Raw genomic sequence first — 22,106 nt, 5'->3', positions numbered from 1 at the left:
GTGCACCGGTTTCTCCTGACCCCGCGCTGGTGGGGGATCAACGTCTTCGTCGTCCTCGCCATCCCCTTCTGCCTGTTCATGGGGACCTGGCAGCTCGGCCGCTTCGAGGACCGCGTCGGCGACCACCGCGAGGCCACCGCCCAGCGGCCCGAGGAGCAGCCCGCCGCGCCGCTGGAATCGCTGCTCCCGGTGGACAAGAAGACCTCCGGACGGCTGGCTTCCGCGGCGGGGGTGTACGGGGAACAACTGCTGGTCCCCGAGCGCGACCTCGACGGCAAGAACGGCTTCTACGTCCTGAACCTGCTGAGGACCGACTCCGGCAAAGCCGTCCCGGTGGTCCGGGGCTGGCTGCCGGGCGACGCGGACGCGGCGAGGGCACCGGCCGCGCCGAGCGGCCGGGTGGAGGTCACCGGGGCGCTCCAGGCCTCCGAGAACTCCGGCACGAAGGGTGCGCACGCGCAGGGCGGCCTGCCCGCCGGGCAGCTCGGCGTGATCGGCGCGGCGACCCTGGTGAACCTGGTGCCGGAGCCGCTGTACGACGCGTGGCTGACCGTGCAGACCCCGTCGGACGGGATGCTTCCGGTGCCCGCGAAGGCACCGGACAACACCGGGCTCGACCTGAAGGCCTTCCAGAACCTCGGCTACACCGGCGAGTGGTTCGTCTTCGCCGCCTTCGTGCTGTTCATGTGGTTCCGCTTCTACCGGCGCGAGGTGGAGTCCCTGCGGGACGCGCAGGCGGGTCTGGTGCCGGAGCAGCAGATCCGTCCGGCCGTTACGGCTTCGACGGCGCCGTCAGGGGAATGACCCCCGTCCGGTAGACCGTTCCGCCGCAGGCCGCCGGGATCGTCGCCTGCGTCGTCGGCGCGCCCGCCGCCGGGGTGTGGGACACCTCCACCCCGGTCGGGACCGGATCGCCGGTGGCGCCCAGCGGGGCGGAGGCCGCGGCCGGGCCGTCGGCGCCCGGCGCCGTACCGGCCGCTCCGCTCCCGCCCCGTGCCGGCTTCGCCGACGGGTCGGCGGTTCCCGCCGGACAGGAGAGTTCCGAGGGCACCCAGGCGAACCGGACCTCGTACGCCGCGTTCGGCTGGAGCACGACCGCCGGGGACTCCGCGGACGGGTCGGGGAGCAGTGCGCTCGCCGGATCGCCCGCGGTGTGCCCGACCACGGACACCACCGGGCTCCGCGTGGGCGGCGGGGGGTCGGCCGCGGGGGCGGCGGTCACCGTGTCCCGGCCGGAGGCCACGCAGCCGCGGCCCGAGACGTTGGTGACCTTGAAACTGCCGTACACCTTGCCGTCGGCCCCCGGCGCGTGGGCGCTGCCCAGCACGCCGAGCTGCCCGGCGGTGCACTCGGGGACTCCGGGCACCGCCCCGATCGGGGGCAACTGGTGGTTGCGGTCCCGGTGGCCGGAGGTACCCGTCGAGGCGCCGCCGGCGGTCGGGCCCGCGACGGCGCCGTCCGAGGAGGAGCCGCTCGGGCGGGGGGCGGGGCTGCCGCCGCCGTCGCCCGCCCCTGGGTCCTTGCCGGCGGGGGCCGTGGACCAGGCGTGGGTCCCCGAGCCGTTCTGGCGGGGGTCGGAGGAGCTGCCCACCTTGCCGCCCGGCACCTCCCCGTGCCCGGCCATGGCCGGGTGCCCGGCCGCGCCGCTGCCCGCGGTGCCGGTCATGCGCAGGGCCGTCGGGACCGCCGCACCGGCCAGCAGGACGGCCGCCGCCGCACCGAGGAGGGCGCGACGCCTGCGGGTCCGGCGGGCGGGGACCGCGTGCCGCAGCCGCTCCAGTGCGTGTTCGGAGGGCTCCAGGCCCTGCACGGCGCCGCTCAGCAGGGCGCGCAGCCGCCGCTCCTCCAAGGCGTCGAGGCCGTCCGGGCGGACAACTTCGTCCCGGCGGGTGGTGTCGTCCGCGCGGGTGGTGCCGTCCCGGCGGGTGGTGTCGTCGTCCCTCATGACCGCGCAGCCTCCATCGCCACCCGCAGCGCGGCAATGCCCCGCGAACCGTACGCCTTCACCGAGCCGAGCGAGACGCCGAGCGTCTCGGCGACCTGGGCCTCGGTCATGTCCGCGAAGTACCGCAGCACCAGTACCTCGCGCTGCCGTCGCTGGAGGCCTCGCATCGCCTTGATCAGGTCGTCCCGCTCCAGCCGGTCGTAGGCGCCCTCCTCCGCGCTCGCCATGTCGGGCATGGGTTTCGAGAGGAGCTTCAGGCCGAGGATGCGGCGGCGCAGCGCGGAGCGCGACAGGTTGACGACCGTCTGGCGGAGGTATGCAAGCGTCTTGTCGCGGTCCCGCACCCGGTTGCGGGCCGAGTGGACGCGTATGAAGGCCTCCTGAACCACGTCCTCGCAGGAGGCCGTGTCGTCGAGGAGCAGCGCGGCCAGCCCGAGGAGGGAGCGGTAGTGGGCCTGGTAGGTCTCCGTGAGGTGGTCGACCGTGGTGCCCGCGACCACGGCCTTCTCGACGGGGGACTCGGCGGGCTCCGCCGCGGGCCGCACGGCCGCGCTGCCGGCGGATTCCGCGCTCTCGCGGGGCGCGGGCACGCGACCGGCCCGGGACGGCAGGGCGGCCGCCGGGACGCCGGTCGGCGGGACGGGAAGGATCATCGGGTACCCGCCGGGCACGGGGGAGCGCCGACGCGCCGGAGCGCCGAGCCCCCCGGCGGTACGGCCGGTGGTGCCTCGCGCCGGGGCGACGGTGAAGTCGAGCAATGCCTCTGCCACGCCCGTTGGACTCGCGTCGTCCCTCCGGGGTTGTACGCGCGGGGCGTGGTGGTCGGCCCTTTCCCCGTTGCCCTCATGCGCACCCGATCTTCCCGTTCGCCTCGTTTGTCCAGGCGGCAGTCGGGCCATCACCTTGATCGAGGGATCACCACAGATCCTACAAAGCGATTTACGCGAATTCACCCGCGATCAGTTCCGAGATCTGCGTCGCGTTAAGAGCCGCGCCCTTGCGCAAGTTGTCCGCACAGACGAAGAACTCCAGGGAACGACTGTCGTCGAGGGAGCCCCGCACCCGGCCCACCCAGGCGGGATCGGTCCCGGCCGCGTCCACCGGCGTCGGGAACTCCCCCACCGCCGGATCGTCCACGACGACCACCCCGGGCGCCGTCTCCAGCGTCTTGCGGGCCTGCCCGGCGTCGACCTCGCGCTCGAACCGGGCCCGTACCGTCAACGAGTGCCCTTCCAGCACCGGAACCTGTACGCAGGTCACCGCGATCGGCAGCTCCGCCAGCTCCAGGATCCGCCGGGTCAGCGACCGCACGGCCAGCTCGTGCGAGGACCAGCCGCCCTCGCGCAGCTCACCGGACCAGGGCACGACGTTCAGCGCGAGCGGCGCCGCGAAGGGCCCGGTGTCGTCGCCCACGACCCGCCGCACGTCCCCGGGCTGCTCCCCCAGTGACGTCCCGGCGACCAGCGACAGTTGGCGGCGCAGTGCCTCCGTACCCGCCCGGCCCGCGGCGCTCGCCGCCTGGTACGAGGAAACGGCCAGGTCGGTCAGGCCGTAGTCGGCGTGCAGCGCCCCCAGGGCGGCGATCATGGTGGCGGTCACGCAGTCGGGCCCCGCCACGATGCCGCGCGGGCGGACCCGTACGGCGTGCGCGTTCACCTCGGGCACCACCACCGGCACCTCGGGATCGTCCCGGAAGGCCGCGGACTGGTCCACGGCCACGGCTCCGCGCGCCGTCACGGCGGGAGCCCACTGCGCGGACACCTCGGGCGGCGTCAGGAACAGCACGACATCGCCCGCCCCGAGGCCGTCGAAGGCGTCCTCGTTGAGGGCGAGCACCTCGGTCTCCCGCCCGCGCACGAGCAGTAGGCGGCCGGCGGAGCGCGGCGAGGCGATCAGGCGGATGTCGCCCCAGACGTCGGCGCGCTGGGACAGTATCCGCAGGACGACGGAGCCGACCGCTCCGGTCGCCCCGACCACGGCGAGCGCCGGGGCCGGGGCCGACCGGGTGGTCATCGTCCGGTGCCTCCGTAGACGACGGCCTCGTCGCTGTCGGAGTCGAGGCCGAAGGCCGTGTGCACGGCGCGGACGGCCTCGTTGACGTCGTCCTGGCGGGTCACGACCGAGATGCGGATCTCGGAGGTCGAGATCAGCTCGATGTTGACGCCCGCGTCGGACAGCGCCTGGAAGAACGAGGCGGTGACGCCCGGGTTCGTCTTCATGCCGGCGCCGACCAGGGAGATCTTGCCGATCTGGTCGTCGTAGCGCAGCGAGTCGAAGCCGATCGCGCCCTTCGCCTTCTCCAAGGCCTCGATGGCCTTGTGCCCCTCGGTCTTGGGGAGCGTGAAGGAGATGTCCGTCAGCCCGGTCGAGGCGGCCGACACGTTCTGCACGATCATGTCGATGTTGATCTCGGCGTCCGCGATAGCGCGGAAGATCGCCGCGGCCTCGCCCGGCTTGTCCGGGACGCCGACGACCGTGATCTTGGCTTCGGAGACGTCGTGCGCGACTCCGGAGATGATGGCGTGCTCCACCGGCTCGTCCCCTTGCGGATTCTCGTTGCTGACCCAGGTGCCCGGCAGTCCGGAGAAGGACGAGCGGACGTGGATCGGGATGTTGTAGCGGCGCGCGTACTCGACGCAGCGGTGCAGCAGCACCTTGGAGCCGGAGGCCGCGAGCTCCAGCATGTCCTCGGAGGAGATCCAGTCGATCTTTTGGGCCTTCTTCACGACGCGGGGGTCCGCGGTGAAGACGCCGTCGACATCGGTGTAGATCTCGCAGACCTCGGCGTCCAGCGCCGCCGCCAGCGCGACGGCGGTGGTGTCCGAGCCGCCGCGGCCGAGCGTGGTGATGTCCTTGCTGTCGGCCGAGACACCCTGGAAGCCGGCGACGATGGCGATGTTGCCCTCGTCCAGCGCGGTGCGGATACGGCCCGGCGTGACATCGATGATGCGCGCTTTGTTGTGGACCGAGTCGGTGATGACACCTGCCTGGCTGCCGGTGAACGACTGGGCCTCGTGGCCCAGGTTTTTGATCGCCATGGCCAGCAGGGCCATGGAGATCCGCTCTCCCGCCGTCAGCAGCATGTCGAACTCACGACCGGCAGGCATCGGGGATACCTGCTCGGCGAGATCGATCAGCTCGTCCGTCGTGTCGCCCATCGCGGATACCACGACGACCACCTGGTGGCCGTTCTTCTTGGCGTCCACGATCCGCTTGGCGACACGCTTGATGCCCTCGGCATCGGCTACGGAGGAGCCTCCGTACTTCTGCACGACAAGGCCCACGTGCGCTCCTCGCTCAATCCATTACTGCGGTCAGTCACGCAGTCTAACGAGCGACCGGAATCCGACCGGCACGTACCACATCATGAGATGTTCGCTTCATCCCAGAAGCGCGCCCGCGGCGGCGGCCCAAGCGCGTCCACGGCCACGGTCCAAGCGCGTCCGGGGCGACGGTCCAAGCGCGTCCGGGGCGACGGTCCAAGCGCGTCCGGGGCGACGGTCCAAGCGCGTCCGGGGCGACGGTCCAAGCGCGTCCGGGGCGACGGTCTAAGCGCGTCCGATGCCGCCCAGTTCCTGCGCCATGACCTCGCCCGCCTGCTCGGCGAGGTCGTCCTCGGCGAGGTCCTCGTCCGTGTCCAGGCCGTCGAGGGCGTCCAACGGCTGGTCGAGGCGGACGTGGGCCACCAGCGACTGGAGTGCGCGCAGAGTGGCCGAGGCCGTCGATCCCCAGTTGGAGAAGTAGGAGAACTGCCACCACCACAGCGCCTCGGTGGTCCGGCCCGCGCGGTAGTGCGCGAGCCCGTGCCGCAGGTCGGCGACGACATCGGCGAGGTCGTCGGAGATCCTGTGCGCGACGGGCGCCTTGCGCGGCTCGTAGGGGTCGAAGACCTCCGAGTACACGTCGACCGGGTCGAGCATGTACGCGAACCGCTCGCGCAGGTCGTCCACGTCCGGCTCCGGGCCCAGGTCGGGCTCGTACCGCTCGTCCGGCAGGACGTCCTGGTACGCGCCCAGCCGGCCGCCCGCCAGCAGCAGCTGCGAGACCTCCAGCAAGAGGAAGGGCACCGCGCTGTCCGGGTCCTCGCCCTTGGCCACCTCGGTGACCGCGACGATGAAGGAGTCGATCTGGTCCGCGATCTGGACGGCGAAGTCGTCCGGATCCTGGCCCAAGGCGTGCAGCGTTGCGTCAGACATCGAGAAGTCGCCTTCCTTCAAAGGCCCGCCCGAGCGTGACCTCGTCCGCGTACTCCAGATCTCCCCCGACGGGGAGGCCGCTGGCCAGGCGGGTGACCTTCAGGCCCATGGGCTTGATCATGCGGGCGAGGTAGGTGGCGGTCGCCTCGCCCTCCAGGTTCGGGTCGGTGGCGAGGATCAGCTCGGTGACCGTGCCGTCGGCGAGGCGCGCCAGCAGCTCGCGGATGCGCAGATCGTCCGGGCCGACGCCCTCGATCGGGCTGATCGCACCGCCGAGGACGTGGTACTTCCCCCGGAACTCGCGCGTCCGCTCGATGGCGACCACGTCCTTGGGCTCCTCCACGACGCAGATCACCGTAGGGTCGCGGCGCGGATCGCGGCAGATCGCGCACCGCTCCTCCTGCGCCACGTTCCCGCACACCGCGCAGAACCGGACCTTGTCCTTCACCTCAAGCAGCGCGTGCGCGAGGCGACGGACGTCGGTGGGCTCGGCCTGCAGGATGTGGAAGGCGATCCGCTGCGCGCTCTTGGGCCCGACGCCGGGCAACCTGCCCAGTTCGTCGATCAGGTCCTGGACCACGCCTTCGTACAACGGACTGCCTTCTTTCGATGTCTGCGTCTCACGGACTTCTACGGACGTTCACACGGCGGATCCCACCGCCGCCGGAACGGTCAGAACGGCAGGCCGGGGATGCCGCCGCCGCCGAAGCCCTGGGCCAAGGGGCCCAGCTTCTCCTGCTGGAGCGCCTGGGCGTTCTCGTTGGCCGCTTGGACCGCCGCGACCACCAGGTCCGCCAGGGTCTCGGTGTCCTCGGGGTCCACCGCCTTCGGGTCGATGACGAGGGCGCGCAGCTCACCGGAGCCGGTGACCGTCGCCTTCACCAGACCGCCGCCGGCCTGGCCCTCCACCTCGGCCTGCGCCAATGCCTCCTGGGCCACGGCGAGATCCTGCTGCATCTTCTGGGCCTGCTGGAGCAGCTTCTGCATGTCGGGCTGGCCACCACCGGGAATCACAGGGCACTCACTCCATCACTACGGATACTTCTCAACGCTCGGTCAATCCGAGCCTACGTGCTCCCCGCGCGCGGCGCCCTACGCCGTGAGGACCAACTCTTTCGAGTGAGAGAGCCGGGGTGCGCGCACCTGCTGGAGCCCTCCTTGTGAGCGGAAATCGCGGGATTCGTTGCCCATCGCGCGTCATTCGAAGGTAGGAAGTGCATGCGCACCATTGCGCACACGCGCACCACCACACGTCAGCGCAGGCAGAGGGAGTGCCGGTGAGTCAGCCGGAGATGCAGCCCGAGGGGCCACCCCGGGATCCCGCAGAGGACGGCGACCTGACCGGCCGGCCGTTTCCTCTCGGGGACTGGGGCGAGCCCGCCGAGCGGCTCGACGAGCTCTACCGGCGGGTCGAGGCCGACGCCCTGCGCACCGCCGAGTGGTACCTGGCCGACCGGGCGCTGAAGCGGCGCGGCGCACGCACCCTGCGGGTGGGCGCGGCCGTGGGCGCCGTCGCGGGTGCCTCGATGCCACTGCTGGAGTTGACGGGCTCCGCACCCGGGGCGTCCTCGTACGGTTACCTGTGCCTGCTGCTCGGTGCGGCCTGCCTGGCCTGCGACCGTTTCTTCGGGCTGACCTCCGGATGGATGCGGGACGTGGCCACGGCGCAGGCCGTGCAGCGCCGGCTCCAGACCCTCCAGTTCGACTGGGCCTCGGAGAACGTACGGGAGGTGCTCGGACCGACCGAGGGCACGGCGAGCGAGGCGGCGGAACGCTGCCTGACCGTCCTACGACGGTTCTCGGAGGACGTCACGGAGCTGGTGCGGTCCGAGACCGCCGACTGGATGGTCGAATTCCGTGCCGGACCGGCGCCGCTGGTCATGCAGTCGCTGGGCGCCGCGGGGGCCCGGCCCGAGCCGGGCGTCCCCCCGACCCGTTTCGCCCTCCCCCCGGGTACCCGTCCGAACATGCCGCGCCAGCGGCCCCCGGAACAGCCCCGGTGAGGCCGGACCGGGGCCCGACCGGCGCGCTCAGCTGAAGATGATCATCGAGCCCTGACCGAGGCTCCGGGTCGCCGCCGCGTGCAGTCCGAGCCACACGTGCCGCTCCCGCGCGAAGGGGCTGTCGTCGTACGGGATCGGCCCCGCGGGCTCCTCCAGCGAGGTCGGACGGCCCGGCGGCGCGGGCGCGGCCGGTGGATTGCCGGGATCTATCCCGATCGCGGGCGCCACGAAGGCCAGCTCCCGCAGCAGGCCCTGCGCGGAGCCCAGCGGTCCGCCGCCGGCCAGCAGTTCCTCGTTGGCCAGCGGAGCGGCGAAGTCCACCGGGACGTACGCGCCCGCGTGGTCGTAGTGCCAGACGAGGTGGGACTGCTGGGCCGTGGGCTCGAACATCTCCAGCAGTTGCTCGTAGTCACCGCCCAGCTCGTCCACCGGGGTCACCGGCAGCCCGCAGATCTGGAGCAGGTACGCCCGGCGCAGGAAGTGCAGGGCGTCGTAGTCGAAACCGGCCACCGGAGCGACGTCGCCGCTCAGGCCCGGCATGTAGGCGAACACCGGGACGGACGGCAGACCCGCCTCGCCCAGCGCCTTGTCGTACGAGGCGATCTCTTCCGCGAAGGGGTTGTCGGGGCTGTGGCACAGCACGTCGACAAGGGGGACCAGCCACAGGTCACAGGCCACGCGGGCTCCGATCAGTCGTTGCCGCCGATCGGGCCAGCGTAGTGCGCCGAACACGCTCCGCGAAGGGGTCGGCGGCCACCGGACTGTGGGGGGCGGAGTCGGTGGGGCGGCCGTCGGTGTCGGTGGGTGTGGTGGGAGCGGGCGGCTCGGGCGGTGGGGGCCTCGGTGGGACGGTGGGGGCGGCTCGGGCGGTGGGGGCCTCGGTGGGACGGTGGGGGCGGCTCGGGCGGTGGGGGCCTCGGTGGGACGGTGGGGGCGGCTCGCGTGGTGGGGCGGCCGGCGGCTACAGCCCGGCGGCCCAGTCCAGGCCGTGCTGGTTGTACGCGTGCACGATGCGGCGCACCTCCCCGGCGTCGGCCCGCGTCACGGCGTCCACCAGTTCGCCGTGGCCGTCCCACAGGACCCGCCGCATCTCCGCCGCCGTCGCCTTCCGCAGGTGGGGCACGGAGAAGACCCAGCACTGGACGCGGATGCGGTGCAGGAACTCGGTGATGTACGCGTTGCCGACCAGCCCGCTCAGCTCCCGCCAAAAGCGCAGGTCGTAGCCGATCAGGACTTCGAGGGAACCGCTCTGCGCGGCCCGTCGCGCCTCCTCGGCCCGACGCCGTACGGAGACCAGCAGCTCGGCGGAGCCTACGGCGGTGCCGCGTTCGACGAGCCGGCGGAAGATCCCTTCGATGACCAGGACGCGGGCCTCGATCATGCCTCGGTAGTCCTCGACGCTGTAGGTGCGCACCCGGAACCCGCGGTGCTGCACGGACTCCAGCAGGCCTTGGGCCGAGAGGTCGACCAGCGCCTCGCGTACGGGGGTGGCGGAGACCTCGTACTGCTCGGCGATCTGCTTGACCGTGAACTCGGTGTCGGGAGCCAGGCGCGCCGCGAGCACCTCGTCGCGCAGCGCGTCCGCTATCTGCTGGCGAAGTGTGTTGCGGGTGACAGCTCCGCTGCCTGGCATAGGGGTCCGTCTCCTCCGTAGGACTTCGGACACCTTAGGCCGGCCGATTCGGCCGAAACCGATCGCCAGGCAGGCATTAAGCAGACATAGCACCCGATATTCGGGCGCTATGTCACGCGTGACGCCGACGCGGTTCGTTGGCCGGGCCTGCGGCGATCGGCGCGCGGCGGTGGGCACACGGCGGTCGGCGCGCGGCGGTCGGCCCGGCAGCCGGCCGTTGCGCGCCGGGGGGCCGTGCGGCCCGCCGGGTCGGCCCGTCAGCCGGCCGTCGTGTGGCGGTCGGCGACCTCCAGCGCCGCGTCCAGCAGGGCCAGACCCTCCTTGGCCTCCGTCTCCGTGACGGTGCAGGGCGGGACGACGTGGGTGCGGTTCATGTTGACGAACGGCCACAGGCCGGAGGCCTTGCAGGCGGCCGCGAACTCGGCCATCGGCCCGTTGTCGGCGCCGGCCGCGTTGTACGGGACGAGCGGCTCGCGGGTCTCCTTGTCCCGTACGAGTTCGACGGCCCAGAAGGCACCGAGCCCCCGGACCTCGCCGACCGACGGGTGCCGCTCCGCGATCGCTGCGAGCCCCGGGCCGAGCACGTCCTCCCCGATGCGGGCGGCGTTCTCCACGACGCCCTCCTCCTCCATCGCGTTGATCGTCGCGACGGCCGCCGCGCAGGCCAGGGGGTGGCCGGAGTACGTCAGTCCGCCCGGGTAGGGGCGGGTGGCGAAGGTCTCGGCGATCGCGCCGGAGATGGCCACGCCGCCGAGCGGCACGTAGCCGCTGTTGACGCCCTTGGCGAAGGTGATCAGGTCCGGGGTCACACCCCAGTGCTCGGCCGCGAACCACGTGCCGGTGCGGCCGAAGCCGGACATGACCTCGTCCAGGACGAAGACGATGCCGTAACGGTCGCAGAGCTCGCGGACGCCCGCGAGGTAGCCGGGCGGCGGTGTCATGATCCCGGCCGTGCCGGGCACGGTCTCCAGAATGATCGCCGCGATGGTCTGCGGTCCCTCGAAGGCGATGGTGTCGGCGAGGTGGGCGAGGGCGCGCTCGCACTCCTCGGCCTCCGTCGTCGCGTGGAAGGGCGAGCGGTAGAGGTAGGGCCCCCAGAAGTGCACGACGCCGGCGGCGGCCGTGTCGGAGGGCCAGCGGCGCGGGTCACCGGTGAGGTTGATCGCGGCGGCGGTGGCCCCGTGGTACGAGCGGTAAGTGGAGAGCACCTTCTGTCGGCCGGTGTGCAGCCGGGCCATCCGGACGGCGTTCTCGACGGCCTCGGCGCCGCCGTTGGTGAAGAAGATCTTGTCGAGGTCACCGGGCGTGCGCTCGGCGATGAGGCGTGCGGCCTCGGAGCGGACGTCCACGGCGAAGCCCGGGGCCAGCGTGCAGAGCCGGGCGGCCTGCTCCTGGATCGCGGCGACGACCTTGGGGTGCTGGTGTCCGATGTTGGTGTTGACCAGCTGGGAGGCGAAGTCGAGGAAGCGGTTCCCGTCGTAGTCCCAGAAGTACGACCCCTCGGCGCCGGCGACGGCCAGGGGGTCGATCAGGGCCTGGGCGGACCAGGAGTGGAAGACGTGGGCGCGATCGGCGGCCTTCACTGCCGCGCCGGTGACATGAGGGGTCATGCGGTCACGCTAGGAGTGCGCGGGTAGGGCGGGACATCGGCGGACTGTATGGGGGTGGCGGCCCACCCTCGGCAGTCTGTCTGTGGACGTTTGGCGGGCGCCCGGTCGATGGACAGCATCCTGCCAAGATGACAACATGTTGTCATAAGACGAGCAGGTCATTTTCAAGGCCTTGGGGTCCGGCCCCCCGCCGAGGGTCGGCCCGTCCTCACAAGGAGGCGAGCACGATGGACGACACCTCGCGCGGGACATCCCGCAAGCCGGTCCACCTCGCGGTGTACGACACGTACGCGGACTGGGAGGCCGGGCACACCACGGCGCACCTCACCCGGCGCGGCCACCGGGTCCGTACGGTCGGCTTCGCCGCCGACGAGCCCGTCACCACCATGGGCGGCGTCCGCGTCCTGCCCGACCTGGCCCTGGCCGACCTCCGCCCCGAGGACTCCTCCCTGCTGCTCCTGACGGGCGCCGGCCTGTGGGACGCGGGGGACGCCCTGGCGCCGTTCGCGGCCAAGGCGCGGGAGTTCCTCGCGGCGGGGGTACCCGTCGCGGCGATCTGCGGCGCGACGGCCGGCCTCGCCCGGGAGGGCCTGTTGGACGGGCGCCGGCACACGAGCGGGGCCGCCGCCTACCTCGCGGCGCAGCCCGGCTACGCGGGTGGCCCGCACTACGTCGAGGCCGACGCGGTCACGGACGGCGACCTGATCACGGCGGGACCGACCGAACCGGTGGCTTTCGCCCGCGAGGTCTTCGCCCGGCTGGAGGTGTACGAGCCGGAGGTCCTGGACGCCTGGTACCGGCTCTTCCACGACTCGGACGCAAGTGCGTTCCCGGTCCTGATGGCCGCCGCGGTATCCGGCGATGCCTGAGCCGGGGCCCGTGCCCGCGTCGGCCCCGGAGCCCTCCGTACGGGCACGCCAGGACCTGCTGAGCCGCACCGCCCTCGGTGTCTTCCGGTTGAACGGCCGGTTCCTGGCCGTCTCCGAGGAACTGGCGCGCCCGGCCGGTCTGACGGCGGCGCGCTGGCAGGTGCTCGGGGCGGTGCTGCGCGAACCCCTGCCGGTCGCCGGCATCGCCCGCGTCATGGGCATCACCCGCCAGAGCGTCCAACGCGTAGCCGACCTGCTGGCCGCGAACGGTCTCGCCGAGTACGTACCGAATCCCGCGCACCGGCGCGCGAAGCTCCTGCGGCCCACGGAGGAAGGGCGCGCGGCGATCGCCCGTATCGCCCCCGGGCACGCGGCGCTGGCCGGCCGGCTGGCGGAGGAACTCGGCGAGGAGGCCTTCGCGGAAACGGTGCGTACCTTGGAACGGCTGTCCGCCGCACTGGACGCGCTCGATCCGCTCGATGTATTCGGTCCGCCCGACGCGCTCGGTCCGCCCGACGCGCTCGATCCGGCGGACGCGCTCGGTCCGTCCGACGCAGTCGACGGGGTCGGCGCGCGGGACACCGGGCGGTAGGCCGCGCCGCGCCGATTGTGTCGAAGTCAATAAGCCTGCAAGCAAAGCTTGTTGCGTGCCGTGAGCCCGTCGCAGACTGCCGCACATGGAGCCGTTGAACGTAGTGGCACGACTGTGGGAGCGGATCGAGGCGCGCGACTGGGACGGCGTCGCCAAGCTGGTCGCCGAGGACGCCGTGATCGAGTGGCCGGTCAGCGGTGAGCGCATCGTGGGCCGGGCCAACTTCATCGCCGTGCTCGCCGAGGACGACGACGCGGACGGGGTTGGGGTCGGAGCCGGGGGCGGGGACGCGGGCGAGGACGCGCACGGGGCGTCCGTGGAGGTCCTGCGACTCCTCGCCGACGGGGACCTCGTCGTCACCGAGGTGGAGATACCTCAGGAGCACGTGGTCTACCGGGCCGTCTCGCTGTGGACGGTGCGCAACGGTGAGGTCGTCGGAGCCCGGGAGTACTGGACCAGCCCGGGCCAGGACCCGGCGCCGCGCTGGCGGGCCGGATACGTCGAGCCGTTGGTCGCGGACTGAGTCGCGGGCATGGCTGCGGGCCCGGTCACGGGCGCGGCCAGGGGCCCAGTCGCGGTCGAGGCGGGAGTGCCAGACTGTGCCGCGTGTACACCCAACTGCTCACCGCCACCGGTGTCCTGGCCCTGCTGACCCTCGTCCCCGGGCCGGACATGGCGATCGTGACGAAGCGGGCCGTGTCGCGCGGCCGTGCCGACGGGCTGCGCACGGTCGGCGGGATCGCCGTCGGGCTGCTCCTCTGGGGCGCCCTCACGGTCGCGGGGCTCGCGGCGTTGCTCGCCGCCTCCGCCGAGGTGTACCTCGTGGTCAAGCTCGCGGGTGCGGGATACCTCTGCTTCCTCGGCGTGCAGTCGCTGCGTCACGCGGGTGGCGGGCCGGTGGTGCCGGGTGCGCCGGGCAAGGAGGCGGTACCGGGCGGCGGGCGGCCGGACGGCGGGCGGCCGGACGGGCGAGGGGGGAGCGCTTGGCGCACCGGCCTGGTCAGCAACGCGCTCAACCCGAAGATCGCCGTCTTCTACACGGGTCTGCTGCCCACGCTCTCCCCCGCCGGTCTGCGCCCCGCGGCGGGCATGGCGCTGCTCGTAGGGGTCCACGTCCTACTGACCCTGCTCTGGTTGGGCACGTACGTCTACGTGCTCTCCCGCGCCCGGCACTTCTTCGCGCGCCCGAGCGTCCGCCGGACTCTGGACCGGGTGACGGGCACCGTCCTGATCGCCTTCGGCGTCCGGGTGGCGACGGCGGCCTCGTAACCGGCCGGCCGGCCTGCCTGCCCTGTCCCCAGGCCACGCCTGCCTCCGCATCCACGTCCACTTCTGGGTCGGCGCCCGTGCCCGTGTCCGTGTCCGTGCCCGTAGCCGTAGCCGTAGCCGTAGCCGTAACCGTAGCCGTAGCCGTAGCCCACCTCATACCTGAGAGCTACCTGCGAAGGCCGCTCCACAGCGGGACGCCGACGAGTGGGGATGGTTCCTAACTTCGGTACCAGAGAAGAGCGGCAGGCTCTCCGGACCCGAAGGACACCCTCATGAACACCATGGTCAGCCGCCTGCGCCGCGCTCTGCCGGCCGCCCTCATCGCGGCGGCCGTGGTGTTCCCCGTCTCCGCCGCGGCCTCCCCCGACGTACCGGCGCCGAAGCCCGCCGCTTTCCCCGCCACGGCCTCCCCGCACAACCGGTACACCGCGAACCTCGACAACATCGCCGAGGCGGCCCGGATGGCGCGGGATGTGGGGCGTACCGGTCGGGCCGCGAAGTTGCGGGCGATGGCGGCGGATTCGGGCGGGGGGCGGTTCCTCGCCTTCGACGGTCGCGGCAAAGGCCGGGCAGTCGAGGTGCTCGGTGATTTGGGGAACGCCGATCGGGTCACCGTCCTGGTGCCCGGGTCCGACACCACGCTGGACACCTACCCGAGATTCCGTGCCGGGGCGGTCGCCCTTGAGCAGCGCCTCCAGGCCGAGCACCCGAACTCCGCCGTGGTCGCCTGGCTCGGGTACGACACCCCCGGCACGGTCAGCACCACGGTGCTGACGACCGACCGCGCCGACGGGGCCGCGGCCGAACTGGCTCGCTTCCTGTCCGAGGTCGAAGTCCTCACCCGCCCCGAGACCCGGCTCTCGCTGCTGTGCCACTCCTACGGTTCCGTGGTCTGCGCCCGGACGCCTACCGGTCCCAAGGTCACCGACCTGGTGCTGTACGGCAGTCCGGGTACCGGGGCCGACTCGATCGTCGGGTTGCCCACCCGGGCGCGGGTGTGGAGCGGTCGGGGCAGCCGCGACTGGATCGGCCATGTCCCCCATGTACGGCTCGGTGGTATCGGGTTCGGCACCGATCCCGTCGACCCGGCCTTCGGCGCATGGACCTTCGCCGCCGGGAACGCCGGCCACAGCGACTACCTCAAGCCCGGCACCGCATCCCTCGACAGCCTGGCCCGCATCGTCCTCGGGCCGGCCCCCACCACCGGACCCACCACCGGACCCACCACCGGTCCCGTCGGCGCGCCGGAGGCTTCCCATGCGTAAGGCCCACGCCCGTTGGTCCCGGCTCGCGGACCGCATACATGCCGGGACACCCGTTTCCCGAGACCGTTCCGTGGACGCGCTGCGCTCCCTGGCCATCCTCGGTGTGGTGCTGGGCCACTGGCTCGTCACCGCGCTGACCGCGACCGATGGCGGCCTGAGCACCACGAGCCCGCTGGCCCGCATGCCCTGGCTGGCCCCGGTCTCCTGGGTGTTCCAGACGCTGGCCGTGTTCTTCCTGGTCGGCGGTCATGTCGCGGCCCGGGGGTACGCGTCGGCCCGGGCCCGCGGAGTTCCGTACCGCACCTGGGTCGGACAGCGGCTGGGGCGGCTGTTCCGGCCGGTGGCCGCGGTGCTCACGCTGTGGGGCGTGGCCTCCGCCGGGATGCTGCTCGGCGGGGTGGCACCGGACACCCTCCACACGCTGCTCAATCTTGTCCTGTCCCCGCTGTGGTTCCTGCTGGTGTTCGCCGCGCTCACCGCCGCGACGCCGTTGGTCGCGCGGCTCCACCCGGTGTGGCCCTTGGCCGTCGTCGCGGGTGTGGATGTCTGGCGGTTCGGCTTCGAGGGCCCCGATCGGATCGGCTGGGTCAATGTCGCCGCCGGCTGGCTCGTCCCCTTCACCCTGGGCGCCGCATGGTCCCGAGGGGCGTTCTCCCGCCGCGCACCGGCGGCGGCCCTGCTCGTGGGCGGCGCCGTCGCCACCGCCGCGCTGGTCCCGTGGGGCGGGTATCCCGCGTCGATGGTGGGAGTCCCGGGCGCCGCGATCTCCAACCTGAACCCGCCCACCCTTGCGGTCGCGTGCTTCGGCCTGGCCCAATGCGGGCTGGCCCTGCTGGTCCGTGAACCGCTCGCCTGGGCCATGCGACGGCCCCGGGCGTGGGCGAAGGTGGCGCTGCTGAACCTGTCCGCGATGACGGTCTTCCTCTGGCACCAGACGGCGATGATGGCCGTCACCGCCCTCGGGCTCCTCGTGTCTGCGGACCTGCCTGGCCTGCACACCGTGCCCGGCTCTCCGGAGTGGATAGTGAGTCGGCTGCTGTGGCTGCCACTGTTCGCCGCCGCGCTGGGCGTCTGTTGGATCGCATTCCACGGGTACGAGCGGGGCGGCGCCACCCTGCGCAGCGGCCCCGCTGCCGGGCCGCGATCGGTTGCCCGCGACCGCCGAGGTGCTCCGCTGACAGAAGTCGGCCATGCCTAGGCTGACCGTTGTGAATGCGCAGAGCGATGACCCTTACCCGGCAGCCCCCTTGACGGCCGGCCGCGTGCCAGGCGGCCCTGTCTCGGGCGGTCCCGTCCCGGACGGTCCCGTCCCGGGCGGCCTGGCACGGGAGTTGTTCACCTTGAAGAAGGACCCGCTCCCGCCGATGGCGCGGCCCCGCTGGCTGGCCCGGCTGCCCCATGTCCTCGTCGTCTATGCGGCGGTGTTCTTCGGCTCCCTCACCTCGAGCCAGCTCCAGGACCACTACGACGTCCATGATCCAAGCATCGTCCTGCTGTCGCTCTTCACCGGCTTGTCACTGGTGATCGCGATGTTCCGTCCGGTCGGCGCCTGGTGGCTGGGCCTGCTGAACGCCGGCTTCATCGCCTGGGTGATCCGCGACCATGTCGGACAGGGACAGGCGTGGCCGTGGACGGCCATCGGACCGTTCTCCTTCGCCCCGTTGATCCTGCTGGTGGCCCTGCGCGTACCGCCTCGGGTGACCGTCGCGGTCATCAGCGTCTCCGTCGCCGCCGGCGCTTTGGTCGAGGGGGTCTTCAAGCCGGACAAGAGCCGGAGCAGCCTCCTCGTAGCCCTCCTCGTCTTCGGCTTCGCCGGGCTCCTCGGTTATGCGCTGCGGGCGATGCGCCTTGCCCGTGGCCAGCTCGTAGCGCAGGAGACGATGACCGAGGAGGAGCGGGCTCGGCGGACCCTGCTGGAGGAACGCAGCCGTATCGCCCGCGAGTTGCACGACGTCGTCGCCCACCACATGTCGGTGATCTCCATCCAGGCTCAGGTCGCCCCCCACCTGGTGGAGAACCCGTCGGAGGAACTCAAGGAGAATCTGGCGGGCATCCGCCAGAACGCGCTGGAAGCCCTCACCGAGCTGCGCCGCGTGCTCGGTGTGCTGCGCTCCGAGCCCGACGACCCGGCGAACCCGCACCATCCGCAGCCCACCCTCGCGGAACTCGATGCTCTCGTGGACAACGTGCGCGCGGCCGGGCTGGAGGTCACCACGGAGATAGCGGGCGTCCGGCGGCCGTTGACCCCCGGTGCCGAACTCACCGCGTACCGGATCGTGCAGGAGGCGTTGAGCAACTGCCTTCGTCACGCACCGGGCTCCCGCGTGGAGGTGGGGATCGCCTACGGTCCGCGTGAGCTGCACCTGTGCGTCGCCAACAGCGCTCCGACCCGGGCGGCCACACCGTCCCCCGGGGCCGGGCACGGGCTGCTGGGGATGCGCGAACGGGCGGGCATGCTGGGCGGTGAACTGGCCGCCGGCCCGCGCCCCGGAGGCGGGTACGAAGTGAGCGCCGTACTGCCCATGGATCTTCCCGGGGGCGCCGCGTCCGGGACCGACGAGACGGAGAAGGCCTCATGACCGCCCCGATCAAGGTGATGATCGCCGACGACCAGATGATGGTCCGGCAGGGGTTCACCGTGCTGTTGAACGCCCAGCCCGACATCGAGGTCGTCGGCCAGGCCGTGGACGGCTCCGAGGCGGTGACGAAGGTCGCCGAGCTCCGTCCTGACGTGGTGCTGATGGACATCCGCATGCCCGGCATGGGCGGCATCGAGGCCACGTCCGTCATCACAGCCGACCCCGCGACCGCCGTGAAGGTGCTGGTCCTGACCACCTTCGACCTGGACGAGTACGTCTACGAGGCCCTTCGCGCCGGCGCCTCCGGGTTCCTGCTCAAGGACGCCTCCGCGGACCAGCTCGCGGAGGCGGTGCGTGTGGTGGCGGCCGGTGAGGCGCTGCTGTCCCCGAACATCACAAGCGGCTGATCACCGAGTTCTCCCGGTTGGGGGCGCCCCGCGCGCCGTCGCGGGCCCGGATCGACGAGCTGACGGAACGGGAGACGGAGGTGCTGTCCCTGATCGCGCAAGGCCTGTCCAACGCGGAGATCGCACAGCACCTGGTCGTGGCCGAGCAGACCGTCAAAACGCATGTGAGCCGCATCCTCGTGAAGCTGGGCCTTCGCGACCGGACACAGGCCGCGGTGTTCGCGTACGAGACGGGCCTGGTCCGTCCCTCGGGCTACTGACGCACCGCCGTAGTACTTGAGGGGGAGATCCGGATATCCCCATCAGCGGCGACGCGGATGACGTGGACGCGGACCTACGGTTCGTACATGACCGAGACGACCGCCGGGGGGACAGCCCGGACACCGGAACTGACAATGGCGTCAGGGCTCATGAAGATCCTGCGCCAAGACCTGATCGAGGGGGCGTTCGACTACCGGCCCCTGCCGCCGATGCGCACCGATGGCCCGCTGCTGCGGCTGCTGCCGGCGGGAATACGCGGGAAGGCCGGCTACCTCCCGCACGCGCTCGTGGGACTGGTGGCGGTGATCGTCCTACTGGCGAGCAGCTTCGACTCCTACGGTGTGCCGCACGCCCTGCGCCTGTTCACGGGCTTGATAGCGGCGGTGCCGGTCGTGATGACGCTGGTGCGGCCGGTGGGGGCGTTCTGGGTCGCCTTGGGTACGACGGCTGTCCTCGCGCTCGTCCAGGACCGCGACTTCACCTGGCCGTGGTCTCCGGGGAGTTTCATCGCCTACCTCGCGGTGGTGACCGTCGTGGCCATGCGGAGCCGACCTCGGACGGCCTGCTGGCTGTGGTTGACCACCGTGCTGTTCGGGACGGCGATGCCGGTGCTCACGAGCACCTACGACTCGGCCAACGCGGCGCCCATGGCGTTCGCCTCAGCCCTCACCCTGCTGACGGTCACCGTCCGCAACACCCGCCGCCAGGCGGAGCGGGCGGTCACCGCTCAGCAGCAGGTGACGGCCGTCGAGCGGGACCGGCGCACGCTGCTGGAGGAGCGGACGACGATCGCGCGCGAGCTGCACGACGTGGTCGCGCACCACATGTCGGTGGTGGCGATCCAGGCGGAGGCCGCGCCGTACCGGGTGAAGAACCCGCCGGCCGAGCTGGAGGCGGCGTTCGTCACCATTCGGGAGAACGCGGTGGCGGCGCTGACGGAGCTGCGGCGGGTGCTGGGGGTCGTGCGTTCCGCGGACTACGAGGCGCCGGACGCGCCGCAGCCGACGCTGGCCTCGTTGGACGGGCTGTTGGCCAATGTGCGGGAGGCCGGGCTGAGTGTCGACAAGACGGTCACCGGAGCGGTCCGGGAACTGCCGCAGGGCGTGGAGTTGTCGGCGTACCGCATCATCCAGGAGGCGCTGAGCAACTCGCTGCGGCACGCGCCGGGCGCGGTGGCCGCGGTGGAGGTGTCGTACGTGCTCGGTGGCTTGGGGATACGGGTGGTCAACGGTCCGCCGACGGAGAAGGTACTGCCGTCGCCGGGCGCCGGACACGGGATCACCGGGATGCGGGAGCGGGTGGCCATGCTGGAGGGAGAGATGACGGCCGGGGAGACGGCGGCGGGCGGGTACGAGGTGGCCGTGTTCATACCGGTGCCCCGCGTTACGGAGGCCTCCTCCCCCTCGGCGCCGGGGGCGTCCTCCGCGGCGCTCCCCTCGTCATCCCGGGAGCGGCCGGTATGACGATCAAGGTGCTGATCGTCGACGACCAGATGATGGTCCGCGAGGGCTTCTCCGTCCTGCTGAACGCGATGGAAGGCATCGAGGTGGTCGGCGAAGCGGTCGACGGCCTCCAGGCCATCGCGAAGGTCGGCGCCCTGCGGCCTGATGTGGTGCTGATGGACATCCGGATGCCGGAGATGAACGGGCTGGAGGCGACGCGGCGGATCGTGGCCGCCGACACGGGTGCGAAGGTGCTGGTCCTGACCACCTTCGACCTCGACGAGTACGTGTACCAGGCCCTGCGGGCCGGGGCGTCGGGGTTCCTGTTGAAGGACGCGTCCGCGCGGCAGCTGGCCGAGGGGGTGCGAGTGGTGGCGGGCGGCGAGGCACTGCTGGCCCCCTCGGTGACCAAGCGGCTGATATCCGAGTTCTCGAAGCTCGCGGAGGCACCGAAGCTCGCCGACCCGGCCGGGGTCGCCCAGCTGACGGAGCGGGAGACGGAGGTGCTGATCCTGATAGCCCAGGGGCTGGCCAACGCGGAAATAGCGGAGCGGCTGGTGGTGGCGGAGTCCACCATCAAGACCCATGTGAGCCGGATATTGGTCAAGTTGGGCCTACGGGACCGCACGCAGGCGGCGGTGTTCGCCTACGAGACCCGGCTGGTGACACCGGGGTGAGGGGGAATCAGGCGACAGGGGATACGGGAACCGGGGCGGGATGCGGGACACGACAGGCGGCTTGGATCGCCGTGGTGTGGTGAAAAGGGTGCGGGGGCGTGATGTCGATCTAGGCTGCGGGGATGCGCTTTGATCCGTGGGACGCCGCGTTCGTAGCCGACCCCTACCCCGCCTACCGGGAGTTGCGCGAGCGGGGAAGGGCGGTCTGGTCGGAGGCGACCGGCCAGTGGCTGGTGCCTCACTACGCCGATGTGAGCGCGCTGCTGCGCGACCGCCGGCTGGGACGGACGTACCTGCACCGCTTCACGCACGAGGAGTTCGGGCGGCAGGCCCCGCCGCCGGAGCACGAGCCCTTCCACGTCCTCAACGGCAACGGGCTGCTGGACTTGGAGGACCCGGCGCACGCGCGGGTGCGCCGGTTGGTGGCGAAGGCCTTCACCCCGCGCACCGTGGAGCGTCTCGCCCCCGCCGTCGAGCGGTTGGCCGGGGAACTGGCGGGCGGTCTGCTGGCCGCCGGGGGTGGTGATCTGCTGACGGCGGTCGCGGAGCCGCTGCCGGTCGCGGTGATCGCGGAGCTGCTCGGCATCCCGGAGTCCGACCGGGCGCTGCTGCGGCCCTGGTCGGCGGACATCTGCGGGATGTTCGAGCTCCGGCCGGACGAGGAGACGGCGCGGCGGGCCGTCCGGGCGAGCGTCGAGTTCAGCGACTACCTGCGCGCGCTGATCGCAGTGCGGCGGGAGCGCCCCGGGGCGGACCTGATCTCGGGCCTGATCGCGGCCCACGACGAGGAGGGCCGGCTCAGCGAACAGGAGATGATCTCCACCTGCGTGCTGCTGCTCAACGCGGGCCACGAGGCGACGGTCAACACCACCGTCAACGGCTGGTGGGCGCTGTTCCGCAATCCCGCTCAGCTCGACGACCTCCGGCGTCATCCCGAAAAGTTATCCACAGCTGTGGATGAACTCATGCGATACGACACACCCCTACAAATGTTCGAACGCTGGGTGCTGGACGAGATCCGGATCGGGGAGTCCGTCATCCCGCGCGGCGCCGAGGTCGCGCTGCTCTTCGGGTCGGCCAACCGGGACCCCGCGCGCTTCGAGCATCCCGACACGCTGGACCTCGTACGCGCCGACAACCCCCATCTGACCTTCGGCGCGGGAATCCACTACTGCCTGGGCGCACCGCTGGCCCGGCTCGAACTCAAGGCCTCCTTCGGCGCCCTGTTGGCCGCCGGCGTCCCGCCGCCACGGCTCGTGGAGGAGCCGCAGTGGCGGGAGGGGTACGTCATCCGGGGGCTGCGGGAGCTGCTGGTCACCTTCTGAGAGGGCGGTCCGCGCGACGCCTCCCGGCCGGGC

Annotated in this window: 21 protein-coding genes and 2 pseudogenes; 13 read left to right on the top strand and 10 right to left on the bottom strand. The window is 72.0% G+C overall.

Annotation, left to right across the window (positions count from 1 at the left end; translation table 11 throughout):
• On the top strand, positions 1-804 hold the full coding sequence (locus tag ACV7NM_RS17450; RefSeq protein WP_463411136.1) for an SURF1 family protein: 804 nt from the start codon (positions 1-3) through the stop codon (positions 802-804).
• Here ACV7NM_RS17450 and ACV7NM_RS17445 read toward each other — a convergent pair.
• From ACV7NM_RS17445 to ACV7NM_RS17415, 7 genes are all read right to left on the bottom strand, one after another.
• Entirely contained in the window at positions 773-1,945 is a 1,173-nt protein-coding gene (locus ACV7NM_RS17445; RefSeq protein WP_463411135.1) for a hypothetical protein, read from the bottom strand. The genes ACV7NM_RS17450 and ACV7NM_RS17445 overlap by 32 nt on opposite strands.
• Positions 1,942-2,715: a SigE family RNA polymerase sigma factor gene (locus ACV7NM_RS17440; RefSeq protein ID WP_463411134.1), complete on the bottom strand. Its 774-nt coding sequence runs from the start codon at positions 2,713-2,715 to the stop codon at positions 1,942-1,944. Before ACV7NM_RS17440 ends, ACV7NM_RS17445 begins: the two co-directional genes overlap by 4 nt.
• Before the next feature lie 169 nt (positions 2,716-2,884).
• Entirely contained in the window at positions 2,885-3,958 is a 1,074-nt protein-coding gene (locus ACV7NM_RS17435; RefSeq protein ID WP_463411133.1) for an aspartate-semialdehyde dehydrogenase, read from the bottom strand.
• Positions 3,955-5,229 carry an aspartate kinase gene (locus tag ACV7NM_RS17430; protein WP_463411132.1) on the bottom strand — a complete coding sequence of 425 codons (1,275 nt, stop codon included), beginning with the start codon at positions 5,227-5,229 and terminating at the stop codon, positions 3,955-3,957. Before ACV7NM_RS17430 ends, ACV7NM_RS17435 begins: the two co-directional genes overlap by 4 nt.
• Positions 5,230-5,493: 264 nt before the next feature.
• The gene (locus tag ACV7NM_RS17425) at positions 5,494-6,141 is read right to left on the bottom strand and encodes a DUF5063 domain-containing protein (protein WP_463411131.1); all 648 of its coding nucleotides are present in this window, start codon (positions 6,139-6,141) and stop codon (positions 5,494-5,496) included.
• A complete protein-coding gene (recR, locus tag ACV7NM_RS17420) occupies positions 6,134-6,733 on the bottom strand; it encodes a recombination mediator RecR (protein ID WP_453351819.1) in 600 nt (199 codons plus the stop codon). Before recR ends, ACV7NM_RS17425 begins: the two co-directional genes overlap by 8 nt.
• A gap of 80 nt (positions 6,734-6,813) precedes the next feature.
• Positions 6,814-7,155 carry a YbaB/EbfC family nucleoid-associated protein gene (locus tag ACV7NM_RS17415; RefSeq protein WP_136217621.1) on the bottom strand — a complete coding sequence of 114 codons (342 nt, stop codon included), beginning with the start codon at positions 7,153-7,155 and terminating at the stop codon, positions 6,814-6,816.
• Between the two features lie 278 nt (positions 7,156-7,433).
• Between ACV7NM_RS17415 and ACV7NM_RS17410 the strand changes: the two genes are divergently transcribed.
• Positions 7,434-8,144 (top strand): SLATT domain-containing protein, encoded by a 711-nt coding sequence (locus ACV7NM_RS17410; RefSeq protein WP_463413968.1) that lies wholly within the window; start codon positions 7,434-7,436, stop codon positions 8,142-8,144.
• A gap of 27 nt (positions 8,145-8,171) precedes the next feature.
• On the opposite strand, the gene ACV7NM_RS17405 is transcribed toward ACV7NM_RS17410, so the two are convergent.
• The 3 genes from ACV7NM_RS17405 to ACV7NM_RS17395 all read right to left on the bottom strand — a co-directional run bounded on the left by ACV7NM_RS17405 (position 8,172) and on the right by ACV7NM_RS17395 (position 11,387).
• The gene (locus tag ACV7NM_RS17405) at positions 8,172-8,822 is read right to left on the bottom strand and encodes a hypothetical protein (RefSeq protein ID WP_136217620.1); all 651 of its coding nucleotides are present in this window, start codon (positions 8,820-8,822) and stop codon (positions 8,172-8,174) included.
• A 283-nt stretch (positions 8,823-9,105) separates the two neighbouring features.
• Positions 9,106-9,777, bottom strand: coding sequence for a GntR family transcriptional regulator (locus tag ACV7NM_RS17400; protein WP_463411130.1), 672 nt, complete (start codon positions 9,775-9,777; stop codon positions 9,106-9,108).
• 257 nt (positions 9,778-10,034) lie between these two features.
• Positions 10,035-11,387, bottom strand: a complete 1,353-nt coding sequence (locus ACV7NM_RS17395) for an aminotransferase class III-fold pyridoxal phosphate-dependent enzyme (protein ID WP_463411129.1) — start codon at positions 11,385-11,387, stop codon at positions 10,035-10,037.
• A gap of 227 nt (positions 11,388-11,614) precedes the next feature.
• On the opposite strand from ACV7NM_RS17395, the gene ACV7NM_RS17390 reads away from it, so the two are divergent.
• The 11 genes and pseudogenes from ACV7NM_RS17390 (at position 11,615) to ACV7NM_RS17340 (ending at position 22,073) form a co-directional block, all read left to right on the top strand.
• The gene (locus tag ACV7NM_RS17390; protein WP_463411128.1) at positions 11,615-12,256 is read left to right on the top strand and encodes a DJ-1/PfpI family protein; all 642 of its coding nucleotides are present in this window, start codon (positions 11,615-11,617) and stop codon (positions 12,254-12,256) included.
• A pseudogene (locus ACV7NM_RS17385) lies at positions 12,249-12,734 on the top strand (MarR family winged helix-turn-helix transcriptional regulator); the annotation flags it as partial. The gene ACV7NM_RS17390 and the pseudogene ACV7NM_RS17385, both read left to right, overlap by 8 nt.
• 199 nt (positions 12,735-12,933) lie before the next feature.
• Positions 12,934-13,371, top strand: coding sequence for a nuclear transport factor 2 family protein (locus ACV7NM_RS17380; protein ID WP_463411127.1), 438 nt, complete (start codon positions 12,934-12,936; stop codon positions 13,369-13,371).
• Positions 13,372-13,454: 83 nt separating this feature from the next.
• A complete protein-coding gene (locus tag ACV7NM_RS17375) occupies positions 13,455-14,117 on the top strand; it encodes a LysE family translocator (protein WP_463411126.1) in 663 nt (220 codons plus the stop codon).
• 272 nt (positions 14,118-14,389) lie between these two features.
• Positions 14,390-15,382 carry an alpha/beta hydrolase gene (locus ACV7NM_RS17370; RefSeq protein ID WP_463411125.1) on the top strand — a complete coding sequence of 331 codons (993 nt, stop codon included), beginning with the start codon at positions 14,390-14,392 and terminating at the stop codon, positions 15,380-15,382.
• Entirely contained in the window at positions 15,375-16,580 is a 1,206-nt protein-coding gene (locus ACV7NM_RS17365; RefSeq protein WP_463411124.1) for an acyltransferase family protein, read from the top strand. Before ACV7NM_RS17370 ends, ACV7NM_RS17365 begins: the two co-directional genes overlap by 8 nt.
• 64 nt (positions 16,581-16,644) lie before the next feature.
• Positions 16,645-17,961, top strand: a complete 1,317-nt coding sequence (locus tag ACV7NM_RS17360) for a sensor histidine kinase (RefSeq protein WP_463411123.1) — start codon at positions 16,645-16,647, stop codon at positions 17,959-17,961.
• Positions 17,958-18,628 (top strand): annotated as a pseudogene (locus ACV7NM_RS17355) (response regulator). The gene ACV7NM_RS17360 and the pseudogene ACV7NM_RS17355 overlap by 4 nt, the downstream one beginning before the upstream one ends.
• A gap of 87 nt (positions 18,629-18,715) precedes the next feature.
• Positions 18,716-20,092: a sensor histidine kinase gene (locus tag ACV7NM_RS17350; protein ID WP_463411122.1), complete on the top strand. Its 1,377-nt coding sequence runs from the start codon at positions 18,716-18,718 to the stop codon at positions 20,090-20,092.
• Complete coding sequence (locus ACV7NM_RS17345) at positions 20,089-20,748, top strand: response regulator (protein WP_463411121.1); 660 nt, start codon at positions 20,089-20,091, stop codon at positions 20,746-20,748. The genes ACV7NM_RS17350 and ACV7NM_RS17345 overlap by 4 nt, the downstream gene beginning before the upstream one ends.
• Positions 20,749-20,870: 122 nt before the next feature.
• Positions 20,871-22,073: a cytochrome P450 gene (locus ACV7NM_RS17340; RefSeq protein ID WP_463411120.1), complete on the top strand. Its 1,203-nt coding sequence runs from the start codon at positions 20,871-20,873 to the stop codon at positions 22,071-22,073.
• The last annotated feature ends 33 nt before the right edge of the window (positions 22,074-22,106 follow it).

The organism is Streptomyces sp. Tek67B01 (genome assembly GCF_055231995.1).
This window is presented reverse-complemented; position numbering and strand designations above follow the sequence as displayed.